An 18,182-nucleotide genomic window follows, 5' to 3' on the forward strand; every position below is an offset into this window, starting at 1 on the left:
TCCCGTCCGACCCGGTCGGGAGGCGCGGCTCGCGTCGTTCCCGCTACATGAGTTCCGCGATGGTCGCCATGATCGTCGGGTCGGCCAGCGTGGTCGTGTCGCCGATGCGACGGCCCTCCGCAGCGTCGCGGAGGAGCCGGCGCATGATCTTGCCGGACCGCGTCTTGGGCAGCTCCGGCACCACCACGACCTGTCGCGGCTTGGCGATCGCGCCGATGCGCTTGCCGACCCAGTCACGGAGCTCCTTCACGGCGGCGTCGCGGTCGGCGCCGTCGGCGGCTTCCGCGGTCAGGATCACGAAGGCCACGACGGCCTGACCGGTGGTCTCGTCGGCCGCACCGACGACCGCGGCCTCGGCGACGCCCTCGTGCCCGACGAGCGCCGACTCGATCTCGGCCGTCGACAGCCGGTGACCGGACACGTTCATCACGTCGTCGACCCGGCCCTGCACCCAGATGTCGCCCTGCCCGTCCAGCCGCGCGCCGTCACCGGCGAAGTACCGGCCGGGGAAGCGGTCCCAGTAGGTCTCGACGAAGCGGTCGGGATCGTTCCAGATGCCGCGGGCCATCGACGGCCACGGGTCGGTGATCGTGAGGTAGCCGCTCTCGCCGGGCTCGACGCGGTGTCCGTCCTCGTCGACGATCTCGGCGGTGATCCCCGGCAGCGGGGTCTGCGCGGCGCCGGGCTTGAGCTTCGTGACGCCGGGGAGGGCGGAGATCATGATCGCCCCGGTCTCCGTCTGCCACCACGTGTCGACGATCGGGGTGCGGTCGTGGCCGATGACCTGGCGGTACCACTGCCACGCCTCGGGGTTGATCGGCTCGCCGACGCTGCCGAGCAGGCGGAGGGTCGCGAGGCTGCGGGCCTCCGGGATCTGTCGGCCGGCCTTCATGGCCGCCCGGACCGCGGTCGGGGCGGTGTAGAGGACGGTGACGCCGTAGGAGTCGACGAGGTCCCACCAGCGGCCGGGCTGCGGCTCGTCGGGCGTGCCCTCGTACAGCACCTGCGTGACGCCGTTCGCGAGCGGGCCGTAGACGACGTACGTGTGGCCGGTGATCCAGCCGATGTCGGCCGTGCACCAGTAGACGTCCTTCTCCGGGTGCATGTCGAAGACGTTCCGGTGCGTGTAGGCGGCCTGCGTCAGGTAGCCGCCGGAGGTGTGCACGATGCCCTTCGGCTTCCCGGTCGTGCCCGAGGTGTAGAGGATGAAGAGCGGCGTCTCGGCGGGGAAGGCCTCGGGCTCGTGCTCGGGCGCCGCCTTCGCCAGCTCGTCGTGCCACCATCGGTCGCGGTCGGTCCACGCGACGTCGTTGCCGCCGCGCTTGACGACCAGCACGTGCTCGACGCTGTCGGTGCCCTCGCCCTCGAGTGCCTCGTCGACCGCGGGCTTGAGCGGGGAGACCGCACCGCGACGCCAGCCCCCGTCGGCGGTGACGACGAGCTTCGCGCCGGCGTCCTCGATGCGGGCGCGGAGGCTCTCGGCGCTGAAGCCGCCGAACACGACGGAGTGCACGGCGCCGATGCGGGCGACCGCGAGCATGGTGACGACGGCCTCGGGGATGAGCGGCATGTAGACGACGACGCGGTCACCACGTTCGACGCCGAGGTCGGTCAGCATGTTCGCCGCGCGCTGCACCTCGGCGGTGAGCTCGGCGTAGGTGATGCGTCGGGTGTCGCCCGGAGCGCCCTCGAAGTGGATCGCGACCCGGTCGCCGTTGCCCGCCCGGACGTGCCGGTCGAGGCAGTTCTCGGCGACGTTCAGCGTGCCGTCGTCGAACCACTTCGCGAACGGCGCGCCCGTCCAGTCGAGGGTCTGCGTGAACGGCGTGCGCCAGTCGAGCAGGGAACGGGCCTGGGCTGCCCAGAACGCCTCGCGGTCGGCGGCAGCCGCCTCGTGCAGGTCCTCGCGGGCGACGGCGTCCGCCACGAACTCCGCCGGGGGAGCGAACGTGGGGCCGTCCTCGTGGCGTTCGTCGGCCTGGGTCGGTGTGGACATCGGTGTCCTCTCGCGTCGGTGCGGCAGTGGTGCAGTCGGAGACTACCCCTCGGCCTCGGGGCGGCTGCGACCACGGCCGGGTGGTCCCGGGAGGATCCGGCCAGGGGGTTGGCGAGCAGGGCCGTTCATGGGGTACAGTGGTTCCTGCCGGACTCGTTTCCGGCGGCACCGGGCCGGATTCCCCCCAATCCACCGATGTCAGGCGGCACCAGTTCCCCCCAACCGGTGCCGCCTCTTCTTTTTTGTCCGACGCGTGTCGTGCATCCCTCGACTCGGACGCCGGGTGATCCGCACGGCTGCGCCGAACGGTGGACAGAACGGTCCACGGTGTCGTTGCACGCGCTGGGTGCTCCGACGCGGTCGAGGTCACCTCGCGCGGAGCGGACAGGCACCCGGTTCCCCGTTCGGTCGACTCCTCGATCCGCAGGACCGAACGGGGTACGGCTTTGCGTTTCGGGGGACAAACGTGACCGTTGGTGGTGGCCATCGACGTTGTGCACAGCACACACGGACTCCTCCTGCCCGCAGCCGGCGCCGCCCTACCGTCGACGCATGCACCGACACCGCGCCGAGGTCCCCGAGTCCGACCGACGTCCGACCGACCGGGCGGCCACCGGGTCGGTGTCGGGAACGCCGGCGTCGGGGACGTCCGGCCGGGCAGCGCCGGTGCCCTTCCTGCCCGGCGCCGAGCGCGCCCGCCGACGTCGCGCGCTCGACACCTCGGTGTTCGAGGAACTCGCCGCCCTCGTCGCCGACGCCGCCACGACCGACGTGCTGGTGCTCGGAGGGCGCGGCACCTGGGTGGACCGCGGGCACGGGCTCGAGCGCGCGCGTCCGGAGCTGTCCGAACGCCGCGTGCGCGCCCTCGCAGCGGAGCTCGTCGCGCTCGGCGGGCGGCACGTCGACGAGTCCACGCCGTGTGCGGACGTCCGGCACGGCGACGGCGTCCGGGTGCACGTGGTCCTCGCACCGGTGTCGGTGGGCGGGACCGCGCTCTCCATCCGGCTGCCGCGACCGGAGCGGCCGACCCTCGACGGCCTCGAGCGGCTCGGAGCCTTCCGGACCGTGCCGCGTGCGGTGCTCGAGGCAGCGGTGGCCGACCGACGCAACGTCCTCGTCACGGGTGCGACCGGGAGCGGCAAGACCACCCTGCTCGCGGCGGTACTGGGCGCGGTACCGCACGACGAACGCATCGTGACCGTCGAGGACACCGCCGAACTGCGCGTCGACCACCCGCACGTCGTGTCGCTCGAGGCACGGCAGGCGAACGCCGAGGGTGCCGGGGCACTCGGCCTCGACCGCCTGGTGCGCGAGGCCCTGCGGATGCGACCCGACCGCCTGGTGGTCGGGGAGTGCCGCGGCGCCGAGGTCCGCGACCTCCTCGGCGCCCTCAACACCGGGCACGACGGCGGTGCCGGGACACTCCACGCGAACGGGCTCCCCGACGTCGGTGCCCGGCTCGAGGCGCTCGGGGCACTGGCGGGGCTCGGACCGCAGGCGCTCGCCCGGCAGGTCGTCAGCGCGGTCGACCTGGTCGTGCACGTCGAGCGGCGGGCGTCGTGGCGCGGGGTGACGGCGATCGGCACGTGCACGATCGACCGCGACGGCAGGCTCGAGGTCCGCACGTCCCGGGGGACCGCACCCCGGTGAGGCGCACGACCGCGGCCCGCGACCCGGTCGCCGTCGCGCGCGTCCTGGACCAGGTGGCGGTCCTCGTGGCAGCCGGTGTGCCGCCGCCTCGTGCCTGGACGCTCGTCGGGGGCCGCCCGGACGACCCCTCACCGGCGTGGCAGGACGTCCGGGTCGTCCTCGAGGTCGCCGACCGCACCGGGGCGCCGTCGGCCACCGCGCTGCGGTCGCTCTCCGCGGCGATGCGGCGGAGCGCGTCGGCAGACCGAGCCGTCCTCGTCGCGCTCGCCGGTCCCCGGGCGAGTGCACGGGTCGTCCTGGCCCTCCCGATCCTCGGGCTGGCGCTGGGGACGGTGTGGGGAGCGGGGGCGCTCGAGGTCCTCCTGACCACACCGGTCGGCTGGGCGTGCTGCGTGACGGCGGCGGGGCTCGTCGCCGTCGGTCAGCGGTGGTCGCGGCGCATGGTGCTGTGGGCGACCCCGGACGGACACGTCCCGGGGATCGAGCTCGACGCCTGGGCCGTCGCACTGTCCGGTGGTGGCTCGTGGCAGGCGGCGGAGACCACGGTGCGCGAAGCCCTCGCTGCGCGTCCGGCCGACGCCCGTCCAGCACGGCCCGCGGGTTCCGCACGGCCCGCGGGTTCCGCACGGGCCGAGGCGGACGCGCGGCTGCGCGAGGTGCTGGACCTCAGTCGTCGGGCAGGGGTGCCCGCGGCGGCGCTCCTGCGTGCTGCGGCGGAGGACCTCCGTGACGACGCCGCCGCGGCCGGGCTGGCCGCGGCGGAGCGGTTGGGCGTCCGGCTCGTGCTGCCGCTCGGCACCTGTGTCCTGCCGGCGTTCGTCCTGCTCGGGGTCGTCCCGGTGGTCGTCGGGGTCCTCTCCTCCACCGTCGACGGCATCCGCTGAACCGTCCACAGACCGCTCCCGCCGACCTCGGTGCGCCGCGGTGGTCGGCGATCGTCGACGTCACGACAGCACGACCACAGAGAGAAGGAGAACGGCGATGACCGACACCACCACCCCGGACCGACGACGCAGCGGAGTGAGGCGGGCACGACAGGAGCACCGCAAGGCACCCCTGCGGGTCGCCGACGACCGGGGATCGGCCACGGCGGAGTACGCGGTCGTGATCCTCGCGGCGGTCGCCTTCGCGGGGGTCCTCGTCGCGGTGATGCGCTCGGGCGAGGTCCAGCAGATCCTGACCGACCTCGTCCGCGGGGCACTCGTCCCGTGACCGGAGGGGCCCGGCGGACCGCGGACCGGGGCAGCGTGAGCGTCGAGTTCGCGGTCGCGCTGCCCGTCGTCGCGGTCGTCCTCGTCTCGCTCGTCGCCGGCGTCGTGCTCGCCGACCGGCTCGGTCGGTACCAGGCGGCCGCGGGCGTCGCGGCGCGGGCGCTCGGCCGGGGCGACGACCGGTCGGCCGCCGCGGCGCTGGCCGACGGCGCTCCGAGGACCTCGTCCACCGTGCGGCACGAGGCCGGGCTCGTCTGCGTCGTCGTCGCCGGTCGGGCCACCGGTCCGTTCGCGCTCCTGCCGCTCCGTGCGACCGGTTGCGCTGCGGAGGGCGGGCGGTGACCGGTCGGACGCGCCTGGGCGGTGGCGGTGGCCGTCGCGGTGACCGTGGCTCGGCGACGGTCCTGCTCGTCGCGGTGGTCGCCCTCGCCGTCGTCGTCGGTTCCGCCGCCCTGGGTGGCGCGCGCAGTCGGGTGCTCGATGCCCGCGCACGCACCGCCGCCGACGCCGCAGCGCTTGCCGCGGCCGCCGTCCTGGTGGACCGGGTCCCGGGCTCGCCCTGCACCGTCGCCGCTCGGGTCGCATCGGCGAACGGCGCCCGGGTGGGGACCTGCCGCACCGTGGACGCGACCGCGCGCGTGACGGCCGTCGTCGGCTCCGGACCGTTCGTCGTGCGCGCGGTCGCGGTGGCCGGTCCGGCGACCGGGTCGCCCGATCAGGGTGTGTATGGTGTGCACGTCGGCCCCCGGTCACCGTCGTCCCGGTCGACCCGGACACCGCAACGGTCCAGGGCCGGCACGCACCATCGATCAAGGAGTCACGTGCCAGGCACGAAGAAGCTCGTGATCGTCGAGAGCCCCGCGAAGGCGAAGACGATCGCGCAATACCTCGGTGACGGGTACGAGGTCCAGGCGTCCGTCGGACACATCCGCGACCTCGTCGAGCCCAAGAACCTGCCCGCCGACCTCAAGAAGGGCTCGCTCGGCAAGTTCTCGGTCGACGTCGACAACGGCTTCGAGCCCTACTACGTCGTCTCCGACGCGAAGAAGAAGACGGTCATCGAGCTCAAGCGGGCCCTCAAGGACGCCGACGAGCTCTTCCTCGCAACCGATGAGGACCGCGAGGGCGAGGCCATCGCGTGGCACCTGCTGCAGGTCCTCAAGCCGAAGGTGCCCGTCAAGCGCATGGTGTTCCACGAGATCACGAAGGAGGCGATCCAGCGCGCGAAGGAAGCCACCCGCGAACTCGACACCGCCCTCGTCGACGCGCAGGAGACCCGCCGCATCCTCGACCGCCTGTACGGGTACGAGGTCTCACCGGTGCTCTGGCGCAAGGTCGGTCCGGGCCTGTCCGCCGGACGCGTGCAGTCCGCCGCCACGCGGCTGGTCGTCGACCGCGAGCGCGAGCGTCTGGCGTTCGTCTCGGCCAACTACTGGGACCTGACCGCCCGGTTCGAGAAGGTCGGCGACGCTGCCTTCACCGCGCGGCTGGCCCGCCTGCAGGGCACGCGCGTCGCCTCAGGTCGTGACTTCGACGACCGCGGCGCGCTGAAGGGCGACGCCGTCCGGCTCGACGAGGCCTCCGCCGCAGCACTCACCGCGGTGCTCGAGGGTGCGGGTGACGCCGTCGTCCGCAGCGTCGAGTCGAAGCCGTACACGCGTCGGCCCGCAGCGCCGTTCACCACGTCGACCCTGCAGCAGGAGGCCGCGCGCAAGCTCCGCTTCTCGGCGCGTCAGACGATGAGCGTCGCGCAGTCGCTCTACGAGAACGGCCACATCACCTACATGCGCACGGACTCGTCGTCCCTGTCGCAGCAGGCCGTGACCGCCGCGCGCAAGCAGGCGTCCTCGCTGTACGGCGCGGACACGATCCCGGACAAGCCGCGCAGCTACGCCGGCAAGAGCAAGAACGCGCAGGAGGCCCACGAGGCAATCCGTCCCGCCGGTGACACGTTCCGCACCCCCTCCGAGATGGACGGCGTGCTGCGGGGCAACGACTGGAAGCTCTACGACCTGATCTGGAAGCGGACCGTCGCCTCGCAGATGGCGGACGCCAAGGGGTCGACCGCGTCGGTCGTGCTCGGCATCACGTCGACGGAGCCGGTGGCGGGCATCGCGGCGACCGCGAACGGCACCGACGCGGAGTTCACCGCCTCGGGCACGGTGATCACGTTCCGCGGCTTCCTCAACGCCTACGAGGAGGGCCGTGACGAGGAACGCCACGGCGGCGGCGAGAACGGCGACGCCAAGCTCCCGCAGATGGCCGAGGGCGACCACCTCGGCGTGAGCGACGTCGAGGCCAAGGGCCACGACACGTCGGCACCGCCGCGGTACACCGAGGCGAGCCTGGTCAAGACGCTCGAGGAGCTCGGCATCGGTCGCCCATCGACCTACGCCGCGATCATCTCGACGATCATGGACCGCGGGTACGTGACCCAGCGGGGGAGCGCCCTCGTGCCGAACTGGATCGCGTTCAGCGTGGTCCGCCTGCTCGAGGACCACTTCGGCGACCTCGTGCAGTACGACTTCACGGCCGGCATGGAAGAGGACCTCGACCGGATCGCGAGCGGTGACGCCGACCGCACCGACTGGCTCACGGGCTTCTACTTCGGCGGCGGCGACCACCGCGGTCTCCGGACCGTCATCGACAACCTCGGCGAGATCGACGCGCGCGACATCAACTCGGTCGAGCTCGCCCCGGGCCTGACCCTGCGCATCGGCCGGTACGGCCCGTACATCGAGGTGCCGAGCGACGACCCCGAGAAGCCCCGGCGCGTCAACGTGCCCGAGGACCTCGCGCCTGACGAACTGACCGCCGAGAAGGCGAAGGAGCTCGTCGACGCTCCCGTCGTCGGCGACCGTGTCGTCGGGATCAACCCGGAGACGGGCAAGGAGGTCCTGGCGAAGGACGGCCGCTTCGGTCCCTACGTCACCGAACGCACCCCCGAGCCGGAGCCGACGGTGGATCCGTCCACCGGCGAGGTCGTCGAGCCGGTCGCCGAGCAGGCACCGGCCACGGCGACCGCGACGGCGGCGAAGGGCACGACGAAGGCCCCCGCGAAGAAGACGACGAAGAAGGCCGCGGCGCCGAAGGAGCGCACCGCGTCCCTGTTCAAGTCGATGGACCCGCAGACGGTGGACCTCGAGACCGCGCTGAAGCTCCTCGACCTGCCCCGGGTCGTCGGCAAGGACCCGGAGTCCGGTGACGACATCACGGCGCAGAACGGTCGCTACGGCCCGTACATCAAGAAGGGCACGGACACCCGGACGCTGCCGAGCGAGGACGCGATCTTCGACGTCGACCTGCCCGGGGCACTCGAGCTGTTCGCGCAGCCGAAGTACGGCGGCCGTCGCACCGCGAGCTCCGCGCTCAAGGAGTTCGACGCCGACCCGGTGTCGGGCAAGCCGATCAAGATGAAGGACGGCCGGTTCGGGCCCTACGTCACCGACGGCGAGACGAACGCGACCATCCCGCGGGGCGAGGACATCGAGACCGTCGACCACGCGCGTGCCGTGCAGCTCATCGCCGACAAGCGCGCCAAGGGCCCGGTGAAGAAGAAAGCGCCGGCGCGGAAGACCGCGGCGAAGAAGAAGTGACCGGACGCTTCATCACCCTCGAGGGCGGTGACGGCGCGGGCAAGACGACCCAGGCCGAGCTCCTGACCGCATGGCTCGAGGAACACGGTCGCACGGTGGTCCGGACGCGTGAGCCCGGTGGCACCGAGCTCGGGCAGCGCATCCGCGAGATGGTCCTGCACGAGCGGGGGCACGTGGCACCACGGGCCGAGGCGCTGCTGTACGCCGCCGACCGCGCCCACCACGTCGAGACGATCGTGCGTCCGGCCCTCGCGCGTGGCGAGGTCGTGCTGCAGGACCGCTACATCGACTCCTCCGTGGCGTACCAGGGCGTCGCCCGTGGCCTCGGGGCCGACCGGGTCCGCTCGGTGTCCGAGTGGGCGGCCGACGGGCTCGCGCCGGACCTCACCGTGCTGCTCGACCTCGACGTGACCGCGGGGCGCGCCCGGGTTGCAGCAGCCCGGGGTGCCACGTTCGACCGACTCGAGTCTGAAGCCGCGACGTTCCACGAGGCCGTCCGCCGGGCGTTCCTCGACGCGGCGGCGGCGGAACCCGAGCGGTTCCTCGTCGTCGATGCCGGGGCCGCCGCCGAGGACGTCCAGCGCGCGATCCGTGCCGGCGTGGGCCCGGTCGTCGGCATCGGTGCAGCGTGACGGTGGTGCCTGCCAGGATGGCCCCGTGAGCGTGTGGGACGGCCTGACCGGGCAGGACGAGGCGGTCGCCGCCCTCCGCAGTGCGGCCGAGGCGCCCGACGGCACCGGCGGCATGACCCACTCGTGGCTCATCACCGGCCCGCCTGGCTCCGGACGGTCCAACGTCGCCGCAGCCTTCGCCGCGGCGCTGGTCGGGCCCGGTCCGGACGACGACCACACGTTGCGGCAGATCACCGCGCGCACCCACCCCGACGTGTCGGTGCTGACGACGCAGCGCGTGATCATCACGATCGACGAGATCCGGCAGCTCGTCACGTCGTCGCACTACTCGCCGTCGGTCGGTCGGTACCGCGTGGTCATCGTCGAGGACGCCGACCGCATGACCGAGCGCACCTCGAACCTGCTGCTCAAGGCGCTCGAGGAGCCGCCGGAGCGCACCGTGTGGATCCTCTGCGCCCCCAGCGAGGCGGACCTGCTGCCGACCATCCGGTCGCGTGTCCGTTCGGTGCGCCTCCGAGTGCCCGACATCGCGTCGGTCGCCGAGCTCATCGTCACGCGCACCGGGGTCGACCGCGCACTCGCCACCGACGCGGCCCGCCAGGCGCAGAGCCACATCGGGATGGCACAGCGACTCGCGACGAGCGAGGACGCTCGCGGTCGTCGTCGTCGCACCCTCGAGACCGTGCTCGGGGTCCGCTCCGTCGGAGACGCCGTGATGGCCGCCGCCGAGCTGCTCGCCGTGGCCGACGAGGACGCCAAGGCCATCACCCAGCAGCGTGACAGCGAGGAACGGGACGCGGCGCTGCGCTCGCTCGGCGTGGAGCCGGGCGGCACGGTCCCGCCGGCGCTCCGGTCGCAGCTGCGTGCGCTCGAGGAAGACCAGAAACGCCGCGCGACCCGGAGCCTCCGCGACGGGCTCGACCGCATCCTCGTCGACGTGTCGTCGCTCTACCGCGACCTGCTCCTGCTCGGGCTCGGTGCGCCGGCCGACCCGGTCAACCTGTCGATGCGGGACCAGCTGGACCGGGCGCTCGAGGTCGTCACGCCTGCTGCCGCGCTCGAGGTGCTCGACGCCGTCGCGCTCGCCCGGCAGCGGATCGCTGCGAACGTCGCCGCGCTGCTTGCCCTCGAGGCCCTGTTGGTCACCGTCGCGCGCCCGTCGCGCTGACGGACGCTCCCGTCGCGCTGACGGGCGCTGGTCGCGCTCACCGCGGGGATCGCGCGGCGGCGCCCCCACAGGGGCCGTCACCGCCGGACGACGGGAGGCGCGTGGCGGACGCGCCACGGGTGTCCCGGGGCCACGAGAGGCCGGAAGGCGCGTGGCGGACGCCGCTACGGGCGTCCCGGCGCCACGCGAGGACGGAAGGCGCGTGGCGGACGCCGCTACGGGCGTCCCGGGGCCACGAGAGGCCGGAAGGCGCGTGGCGGACGCCGCCACGGGCCTCCCGTCACCACGCGAGGACGGCAGGCGCGTGGCGGACGCTGCCGCGGGTCTCCCGTCCGTCCCGCCGCCCCCCCCGGAGCCTGCGCACACCCGCAGCCGAGCGCCCGGGTCACCGTGAGAAGATCACGACATGCCCGACGCCGAACCCGGACTGCGCGAACGCAAGCGACGTGCCACCCGCACCGCGATCCAGCAGGCCGCACTGCGGATCGCCATCGAGTCCGGCTGGCCCGCGGTGACGGTCGACGAGATCGCCCGTCGTGCCGACGTCTCCCCGCGGACGTTCTTCAACTACTTCCCGAGCAAGGAGCAGGCGATCCTCGGTGACGACCCGACCCTGCCGGAGGGCGACGCGCTCGACGTGTTCCGCGCAGGAGGTCCGTCGGGGGAGCTGCTGGCGGACCTCGGCACGCTGCTCGTGCACGCAGCCGAGGAACTCGTCGACGACCGCGGGCTGCTCGCCGAACGACAGCAGGTGCTCCGCGCCGCGCCCGAGCTGTTCAGCAGGCGGATGGCGTCGATGAAGGAGTTCCAGGCCCAGGTCGAGGACGCCGTCGCGGTCCGGCTGACGGCGACGGAGACGGACCTGGCGGACGACCGCGATGCCCTCCGTCGCAGGGCACGACTGGCATCCGTCGTCGCGCTCGCGGCCCTCCGGCACGCGTGGTGGGAGTGGTCGGACGGGGCGACCGAGACGCACCTCGTCGACGAGCTCCGGCGGTCGTTCGACGAGCTCGGCGCGCTCGTTTCGCATTCGCTCGTCTGAACCTGTACAGTAGTGACCCGTGCCGCTCCGGAGACGGAGCGTCCGCCGCCTTAGCTCAGTCGGCAGAGCGATTCACTCGTAATGAATAGGTCGTCGGTTCGATTCCGACAGGCGGCTCGACACCGGAACCCCCGGTCGGACAGTGTCCGACCGGGGGTTCCGTCGTTCGTGGGCGACCCTCCGCTGCCCGACACGAGTGCGTCGGGCAGCGGAGACCTGCCCTACGGCAGGTAGTAGGTCGGGTTCGGCAGCTTGATGCTCCGGTCCGCCGACCCACCGATCAGGTCGCTGTACTGGTCGCCGACGTTCGCGACCACGTCGTACCCGCCGCCCGCACGGGACTCGATGTGCGCCCGGGTCTGCGACTTGTACTCGATCGTGGTGCACTTGGCGGCGGCGCAGGAGACGTAGGACGGCTGCTGCGATGCGCCGGTCCCGGTCCACTTCGTGTAGTACGTCCGCGTGCCGTGCTGCACCGCGCTGAACCGGGGGTACCCGACGGCGTTCAGGTTCGCGATGGTCGCACGCTGCTGGTCGTCGTTGCGGCCGGTGAGCCCGATGACCGTGCAACCGGCGCGCTCGGCCACGGACACGAGCGAGCGCATCGACGGGGTGGCGGGGAAGCGCTCGTCCTGCACCCACTCGTCCTGCCGCGCCGGGTCGAAGACGAAGTGCATGTCCGCGACCTCCATGTCGTACGTCCAGAGCGTCGTGTCGTCCGCGTCGAGGACGATGGCGGGGTTGCGGTGCTGGTGACGCGCGACCGAGCACTGGCGGGCGACCACGGGTGCCTGCTGCGCCACGAGCCGACGCATCTCGCGGATGTACGGCGAGTCCGTCTTCGCCGCGATGCCGGTGCCGGGGTCGCCGTAGTACGTCGCGATCGTCTTCTTGACCGAGTCGATGTTCGGGATGCCCTCGCCGCCCTGCGTCGCGCCGGACGAGCCGTCGGCCGCCATCGTGAACCGCGTCCGGGGCGTCAATCGCGGCTCGCGCACGCCCGGGAGGTCCGCCGAGGGGAGGAAGTAGGTCGGGTTCGGCAGCTTCACCGACCGGTCGGCGTACCCGCCCTGCAGGTCGCTCCACTGGTCGCCGACGTTGAGCGCGATGTCGTAGCCCAGGTCCTGCTCGATGTGCTTGCGCGTGAGGGCCTTGTACTCGACGGTCGTGCACGTCGCGGTGGCGCAGTGGACGTACGAGGGCTGCTGCGACGCCCCCTTCCCCGTCCACTTCGTGAAGAACCGGTCCTCCTGGAACGCGGTGTAGCCGACCTTCGCCAGGTTCTGCAGCGTCGCGGTCTCCTGGTCGTCGTTGCGGCCGGTGAGGCCGAAGACCGTGAAGCCCATCGCCTCGGCCCGGTCGACGAACCCGACCATCGACGGGACGGCGGGGAAGCGCTGGTCCTGGACCCACTCGTCCTGGCGGGCGGGGTCGAAGACGAAGTGCATGTCCGCGACCTCCATGTCGTACGTCCAGAGCGTCGTGTCGTCGGTGTCGAGCACGATGGCGGGGCGCTGACCGTGCCGCACGGCGGCGTCGTGGATGCGACGGAGCTGCCGGGTCTCACGGTCGATGACGGACCGCACCTCGCGGACGTAGGGCGAGTCCGTGCGGTCCGCCAGGCCGGTGCCGGGGTCGCCGTAGTACGTCGCGATGGTCTTCTTGACCGAGTCGATGTTCGGGATGCCCTCGCCGCCCTGCGTCGCGCCGGACGAGCCGTCGGGGGCCATCGTGAAGTGGGTGCGCGGGGTGAGCGTGGAACCCCGCCCGCTCCCGGAGCCGGGTGGTGCCCAGCCGTGCGCGTCGGCCGGTGCGGCGACGAGGACGGTGGACGCGGCGAGGAGCGCGGCGCTCGTGGCGACGGCGGTGAGGACGGATCGGCGCATGGAGACCTGATCACCTTCGAGTCGGGGGCCTGCCCCCGGTCGGGGGACACGAGCACGCTAGTTGCCGGTCCGCCGACAGGTCCATGTGGGTCCGCTCAGGAACGACGCTCCGGCGAGCGGGACGCGTCGGCTGGTAGACAGGACCCATGACGGTTCGCTGGGGAGTCATCGGCACGGGCGGCATCGCCCGCTCCATCGTGGCGGACTGCACCGCCGCGGGGATCGCGTTCGTCGCGGTCGGCAGCCGCACCGCGGAGAGCGCACGTGCGTTCGCCGACGAGCACGGCATCGCCCGCGCCCACGGCTCCTACGAGGAACTGGTCGCCGACGAGGGCGTGGACGTGGTCTACGTCGCGACGCCGCACTCCCGGCACGCCGAGGACGCCCTGCTCGCGATCGCCGCCGGCAAGCACGTGCTCGTCGAGAAGGCGTTCACGATCACCGCTGCCGAGGCCCGTCGCGTCGTCGACGCCGCCCGCCGCGCGGACGTCGCGGTGATGGAGGCGATGTGGACCCGCTTCCTGCCGCAGTCGACGATGATCCGTGAGCTGATCGCCGAGGGCCGCATCGGTCGTCCGCGCGTGGTCGAGGCGACGCACCACCAGGCGCTGCCGACGGACCCGCACCACCGGCTGAACGACCCAGCGCTCGGCGGCGGGGCGATCCTCGACCTCGGCGTCTACCCGATCTCGTTCGCCGTCGACGTCCTCGGCGTCCCGACGACGGTGACGGCCGCGGGCACGCTGAGCGACCAGGGTGTCGACACACAGATGGGCGTCGTGCTCACCCACGAGGACGGTGCGCAGTCGATGGTGCACTTCGGCCTCGACCTCCGGAGCCCGAACTCCGCGTCGATCATCGGCGAGGACGGCCGCATCGACCTCGACGACACCTGGTACACCCCGACCACGTGGCGGTTGCGGGACCGCGACGGCGCCGTCCTCGAGGAGTACGACTCGCGCGAGCAGCTCACCGGGTACGCGCACGAGGCGCGTGCCTTCGAGGAGATGGTCACCTCCGGCACGTACGAGGGCGGTCCGATGGACCCCGAGGAGACGGTCGCCGTGATGGCCGTCATGGACGAGGCCCGCCGCCAGGTCGGCGTCCGCTACGCGGCGGACGACGAGGACACGGCGCACACGTCCGTCGCCTGATCGCGCGCGTCGCGCCGGATCCGGTCTGGAGGCTCCTCCCGCGGTTCCGTAGGATCGGTCGCGATGTCCGACCAGCAGCCCACGTCGCCGGCCGATCCACAGCCCACGTCGCCGTCCGATCCGCAAGCCACCGCGCAGTCCGCCCCGGGGCGCCTCCGCGGCGCGGTCGCCGCGGTGCGCCGCTCGGCGGCACGGCGTCCGGTGCCGTGGATCGCCGGTGGCCTGGCCGGCGTGCTCGTGCTCGGATCGGGCGGTGCCGTGGCGGTTGCCGCCGCGACCATGCCGACGCGACCGGCTGCCGCTCCGGCGACCAGCACCGCTGCGCCGACGTCGTCCTCCACGACGCCGAGCGCGCCGAGCGCCCCGACCGCGACGCCGACCGCCGACGCGCGGGCCGTGCCGGACGACCCCGCCGGCCCGTCCGCGCTCCGCACCTGCACGATCGACGCCGCCGCCTCGGCCGCCGGGCTCGGTGCCTTCGAGGGCTTCGTCATGGACGCGGAGAGCGGTGAGACGCTGTTCTCGCGGAACGGCGAGCAGGCCGCGCAGACCGGCAGCGTGATGAAGACGCTGACGAGCGCGACCGCGCTGGCGGTCCTCGGCGGCGACCACCGCATCCCGACCACGGTGACGCGGGAGTCCGGCGGCGCGATCGCTCTCGTCGGGCACGGCGACGCGACGCTCTCCGCCGGCAACGGCACGGTCTACCCGGGCGCCCCGACGCTGGCGCAGCTCGCCCAGCAGGTGAAGGCTCAGCTCGGCGACGCCCCGGTCACGACGATCGTCGCGGACGCGAGCTACTGGAACGGCGCGGACGCGTGGGACCCCACCTGGCCCGAGAGCGAGCGGACCATCGGCTACCAGCCGCGTGTGACCGCCCTCATGGTCGACGGCGACCGGGCGGACCCGGCCGCGGCGACCTCGCCGCGGTCGACCGACCCCGTCGGCCGCGCCGGAGCGGCGTTCCGCACCGCGCTCGCGAACGCCGGGGTCATCGGCGCGGCGAACGCCCAGGTGGTGCAGCGCGCGACGACGAGCACCGACACCATCGCGTCGGTGTCGTCGCAGCCCGTGTCCACCCTGATCGGACAGATGATCCCGAACTCCGACAACACCCTGGCCGAGATGCTGGCCCGCGTCTCGTCGCGGGAGTCCGGTGCCGGTGGCTCGGCCGCGTCGCTGACCGGGGTCTACCAGCAGGCACTCGCCGGGTACGGGCTCGACCCGGCCGGCATCGTCATCAAGGACGGCTCGGGGGAGAGCGCCGCGAACGCGGTGTCGCCGGCGTTCGTCGCCCACCTCATGGTCCAGGTCGCCGCGGGCGCGAAGGGCCTCGGCACCCTCTCACAGTCCCTGCCGGTGGCCGGTGTCTCCGGCACGCTGTCGAGCCGCTTCACCGGGGCGAACGCGGTCGCGCGCGGCAAGGTGCACGCCAAGACCGGGTGGATCGACAGCGCAAACACCCTCGGCGGCTACATCGACGCGGCGGACGGTACGCGGCTGACCTTCGCCTTCTACGCGATCGGGTCCTCGCGGGCGGCGGCCCTCCCGGCGCTCGACGCGGTGACGGCGGCGGCGTACCGCTGCGGCGGGAGCCTGACCTCGTCCTGAGCCGCACCTCGTCCTGCACCTCACCGCGCCCGGAGGCGCGAGGTGCAGGATGGACGCATGGCCAGGGCACTGCTCGTCGTCGACGTCCAGAACGACTTCACGGAGGGCGGTGCGCTCGGGGTCACCGGCGGCGCGGCCCTCGCGGAGCGCATCACCGCCTTCCTCGGCAGGCACGCCGACGAGTACGACCTGATCGTCGCCTCGCGGGACTGGCACCACGGCGACGACGACAACGGCGGGCACTTCGCCGGACCCGAGGGCCCGGACTACGTGGACACCTGGCCGGTGCACTGCGTCGCCGGCACACCCGGTGCCGAGTACCACCCCGACCTCGACACGAGCGTCCTCGACGTCCACGTGTTCAAGGGCCGGGGGCGACCCGACTACTCGGCGTTCCAGGCGAGCACCGAGGACGGCACGACGCTGCCGGACCTGCTCGCCGACCGCCGCGTGACGACGGTCGACGTCGTCGGCATCGCCACGGACCACTGCGTACGCGCCTCGGCGCTCGACGCCCGCGCCGCCGGGTACGACGTCGCCGTCTACGAGGACCTGGTCGCGGGCGTCGACCCCGAGCGCAGCGCCCGTGCCCTGGACGAGATCCGCGCGGCCGGCGGGCACGTCGACCGCAGCGACATGGACGAGGGGCTCGCGAACCCCGGAGGAGCAGTACTGTGACCGACACCAGCACGACCGACACCAGCACGACCACCACCGTCGCCGACGAGCACGTCTCGGTGGACGCGGTCCCCACCGGGCTGTTCATCGGCGGCTCCTGGCGACCCGCGAGCGGCGGCGCGACCTTCCCGGTCCGCGACCCCAGCACGGGCGCGGTCCTCGCCCGGGTCGCCGACGCGACCCCCGAGGACGGCATCGCCGCACTCGACGCCGCCGTCGCCGCACAGGAGGGCTGGGCCTCCACGGCACCGCGTGAGCGCTCGGACGTCCTCCGTCGGGCCTTCGACCTGGTGCACGAGCACGAGGACGACCTGGCGGCACTGATGACGCTCGAGATGGGCAAGCCCCTCGCCGAGTCGCGGGGCGAGGTCGCCTACGGCGGCGAGTTCCTCCGCTGGTTCTCGGAGGAGGCCGTGCGGATCGGCGGCGACTACCGCACCAACCCCGAGGGAACCGGCCGTGGCATCGTCCTCCGCCGCCCGGTCGGTCCGGTCTACGCGATCACGCCGTGGAACTTCCCCCTCGCGATGGCCACCCGCAAGCTCGGACCCGCGCTCGCTGCCGGGTGCACGGTGGTGCTCAAGCCCGCCGACCTCACCCCGCTGACGACGCTCTTCCTCGTCGAACTCCTCCGTCGGGCGGGGCTGCCGGACGGCGTGCTCAACGTGGTCCCGTCGCGGGACGCCAAGGCCCTGTCGGAGCCGATCATCGCCGATCACCGGCTCCGCAAGCTCACCTTCACCGGGTCGACGCCGGTCGGGTCGGCGCTCCTCAAGCAGGCCGCGGACAACGTGCTCAGGACGAGCATGGAGCTCGGCGGCAACGCGCCGCTGCTCGTGTTCGACGACGCCGACCTGGACGAGGCGGTGGCCGCGGCCATGCAGGCGAAGTTCCGGAACGTGGGCGAGGCCTGCACGGCGGCGAACCGCTTCTTCGTGCAGGAGGGCATCGCGGACGCGTTCACGGCGGCCCTCACCGCGAAGGTCGGGGAGCTCCGCGTCGGCCGGGGCACCGAGGACGGCACGACGCTCGGCCCGCTCATCGACGACCGGGCGGTGGACAAGGCCGCCGGACTCGTCGACGACGCCGTGGAGCGGGGAGCGCGCCTGGTGACCGGCGGGCAGCGGGTCGACCGGCCGGGCACGTTCTACGCGCCGACGGTGCTCGACGACGTGCAGCCGGGCTCCGACATCCTGACCACGGAGATCTTCGGACCGGTCGTCTCGATCACGCGCTTCGCCACCGAGGACGAGGGGATCCGCCTGGCGAACGACACCGAGTACGGGCTCGTCGCCTACGCGTTCACGACGGACTTCCGCCGCGGCCAGCGGCTCGCCGAGCGGCTGGAGACCGGCATGCTCGGGCTGAACACGGGTGTCGTCTCGAACGCCGCGTTCCCGTTCGGCGGCGTGAAGTCCTCCGGGCTCGGGCGAGAGGGCTCGCACGAGGGGCTCGAGGAGTACCTCGAGTCGGTCTACGTCCTGACCCCGGACCCGTTCGCCGCCTGACCCCCCCCCAAGACGCAACGTGGGCGGTTCCGCGCAGCGATGTACTGCTG

At 73.0% G+C, this 18,182-nt stretch carries 14 protein-coding genes and 1 tRNA gene; 13 read left to right on the forward strand and 2 right to left on the reverse strand.

Features of this window, described 5'->3' with window-relative positions:
• Positions 1-43: 43 nt before the first annotated feature.
• Entirely contained in the window at positions 44-1,996 is a 1,953-nt protein-coding gene (gene acs, locus QUG93_RS04880; protein WP_289472552.1) for an acetate--CoA ligase, read from the reverse strand.
• A 552-nt stretch (positions 1,997-2,548) separates the two neighbouring features.
• Between acs and QUG93_RS04885 the strand changes: the two genes are divergently transcribed.
• From QUG93_RS04885 to QUG93_RS04925, 9 genes are all read left to right on the forward strand, one after another.
• On the forward strand, positions 2,549-3,646 hold the full coding sequence (locus QUG93_RS04885; protein WP_289472554.1) for a TadA family conjugal transfer-associated ATPase: 1,098 nt from the start codon (positions 2,549-2,551) through the stop codon (positions 3,644-3,646).
• Positions 3,643-4,530 carry a type II secretion system F family protein gene (locus tag QUG93_RS04890; RefSeq protein ID WP_289472556.1) on the forward strand — a complete coding sequence of 296 codons (888 nt, stop codon included), beginning with the start codon at positions 3,643-3,645 and terminating at the stop codon, positions 4,528-4,530. The genes QUG93_RS04885 and QUG93_RS04890 overlap by 4 nt, the downstream gene beginning before the upstream one ends.
• 97 nt (positions 4,531-4,627) lie before the next feature.
• Complete coding sequence (locus QUG93_RS04895; RefSeq protein WP_289472557.1) at positions 4,628-4,858, forward strand: DUF4244 domain-containing protein; 231 nt, start codon at positions 4,628-4,630, stop codon at positions 4,856-4,858.
• A 35-nt stretch (positions 4,859-4,893) separates the two neighbouring features.
• Positions 4,894-5,199, forward strand: coding sequence for a hypothetical protein (locus tag QUG93_RS04900; protein WP_289472559.1), 306 nt, complete (start codon positions 4,894-4,896; stop codon positions 5,197-5,199).
• Complete coding sequence (topA, locus tag QUG93_RS04905) at positions 5,196-8,453, forward strand: type I DNA topoisomerase (RefSeq protein WP_289472561.1); 3,258 nt, start codon at positions 5,196-5,198, stop codon at positions 8,451-8,453. Before QUG93_RS04900 ends, topA begins: the two co-directional genes overlap by 4 nt.
• Entirely contained in the window at positions 8,450-9,085 is a 636-nt protein-coding gene (tmk, locus tag QUG93_RS04910; RefSeq protein WP_289472563.1) for a dTMP kinase, read from the forward strand. Before topA ends, tmk begins: the two co-directional genes overlap by 4 nt.
• Positions 9,086-9,110: 25 nt before the next feature.
• The gene (locus tag QUG93_RS04915) at positions 9,111-10,253 is read left to right on the forward strand and encodes a DNA polymerase III subunit delta' (protein WP_289472564.1); all 1,143 of its coding nucleotides are present in this window, start codon (positions 9,111-9,113) and stop codon (positions 10,251-10,253) included.
• A gap of 406 nt (positions 10,254-10,659) precedes the next feature.
• Entirely contained in the window at positions 10,660-11,295 is a 636-nt protein-coding gene (locus tag QUG93_RS04920) for a TetR/AcrR family transcriptional regulator (protein ID WP_289472567.1), read from the forward strand.
• A 44-nt stretch (positions 11,296-11,339) separates the two neighbouring features.
• Positions 11,340-11,412: transfer RNA gene (locus tag QUG93_RS04925), tRNA-Thr, on the forward strand.
• Between the two features lie 104 nt (positions 11,413-11,516).
• Here the strand turns inward: QUG93_RS04925 and QUG93_RS04930 are convergent.
• Positions 11,517-13,181, reverse strand: a complete 1,665-nt coding sequence (locus QUG93_RS04930; RefSeq protein ID WP_289472569.1) for an HAD family acid phosphatase — start codon at positions 13,179-13,181, stop codon at positions 11,517-11,519.
• Positions 13,182-13,327: 146 nt separating this feature from the next.
• Here QUG93_RS04930 and QUG93_RS04935 point away from each other — a divergent pair, with 146 nt between their 5' ends.
• From QUG93_RS04935 to QUG93_RS04950, 4 genes are all read left to right on the forward strand, one after another.
• Complete coding sequence (locus QUG93_RS04935) at positions 13,328-14,335, forward strand: Gfo/Idh/MocA family protein (RefSeq protein ID WP_289472570.1); 1,008 nt, start codon at positions 13,328-13,330, stop codon at positions 14,333-14,335.
• A gap of 63 nt (positions 14,336-14,398) precedes the next feature.
• Positions 14,399-15,946 carry a D-alanyl-D-alanine carboxypeptidase/D-alanyl-D-alanine endopeptidase gene (gene dacB / locus QUG93_RS04940; protein WP_289472572.1) on the forward strand — a complete coding sequence of 516 codons (1,548 nt, stop codon included), beginning with the start codon at positions 14,399-14,401 and terminating at the stop codon, positions 15,944-15,946.
• A gap of 57 nt (positions 15,947-16,003) precedes the next feature.
• A complete protein-coding gene (locus QUG93_RS04945; protein ID WP_289472574.1) occupies positions 16,004-16,624 on the forward strand; it encodes an isochorismatase family protein in 621 nt (206 codons plus the stop codon).
• Positions 16,621-18,132 (forward strand): NAD-dependent succinate-semialdehyde dehydrogenase, encoded by a 1,512-nt coding sequence (locus tag QUG93_RS04950; RefSeq protein WP_434533075.1) that lies wholly within the window; start codon positions 16,621-16,623, stop codon positions 18,130-18,132. Before QUG93_RS04945 ends, QUG93_RS04950 begins: the two co-directional genes overlap by 4 nt.
• Positions 18,133-18,182 lie beyond the last annotated feature (50 nt).

Source organism: Curtobacterium caseinilyticum (genome assembly GCF_030363035.1).
Lineage (GTDB): Bacteria > Actinomycetota > Actinomycetes > Actinomycetales > Microbacteriaceae > Curtobacterium > Curtobacterium caseinilyticum.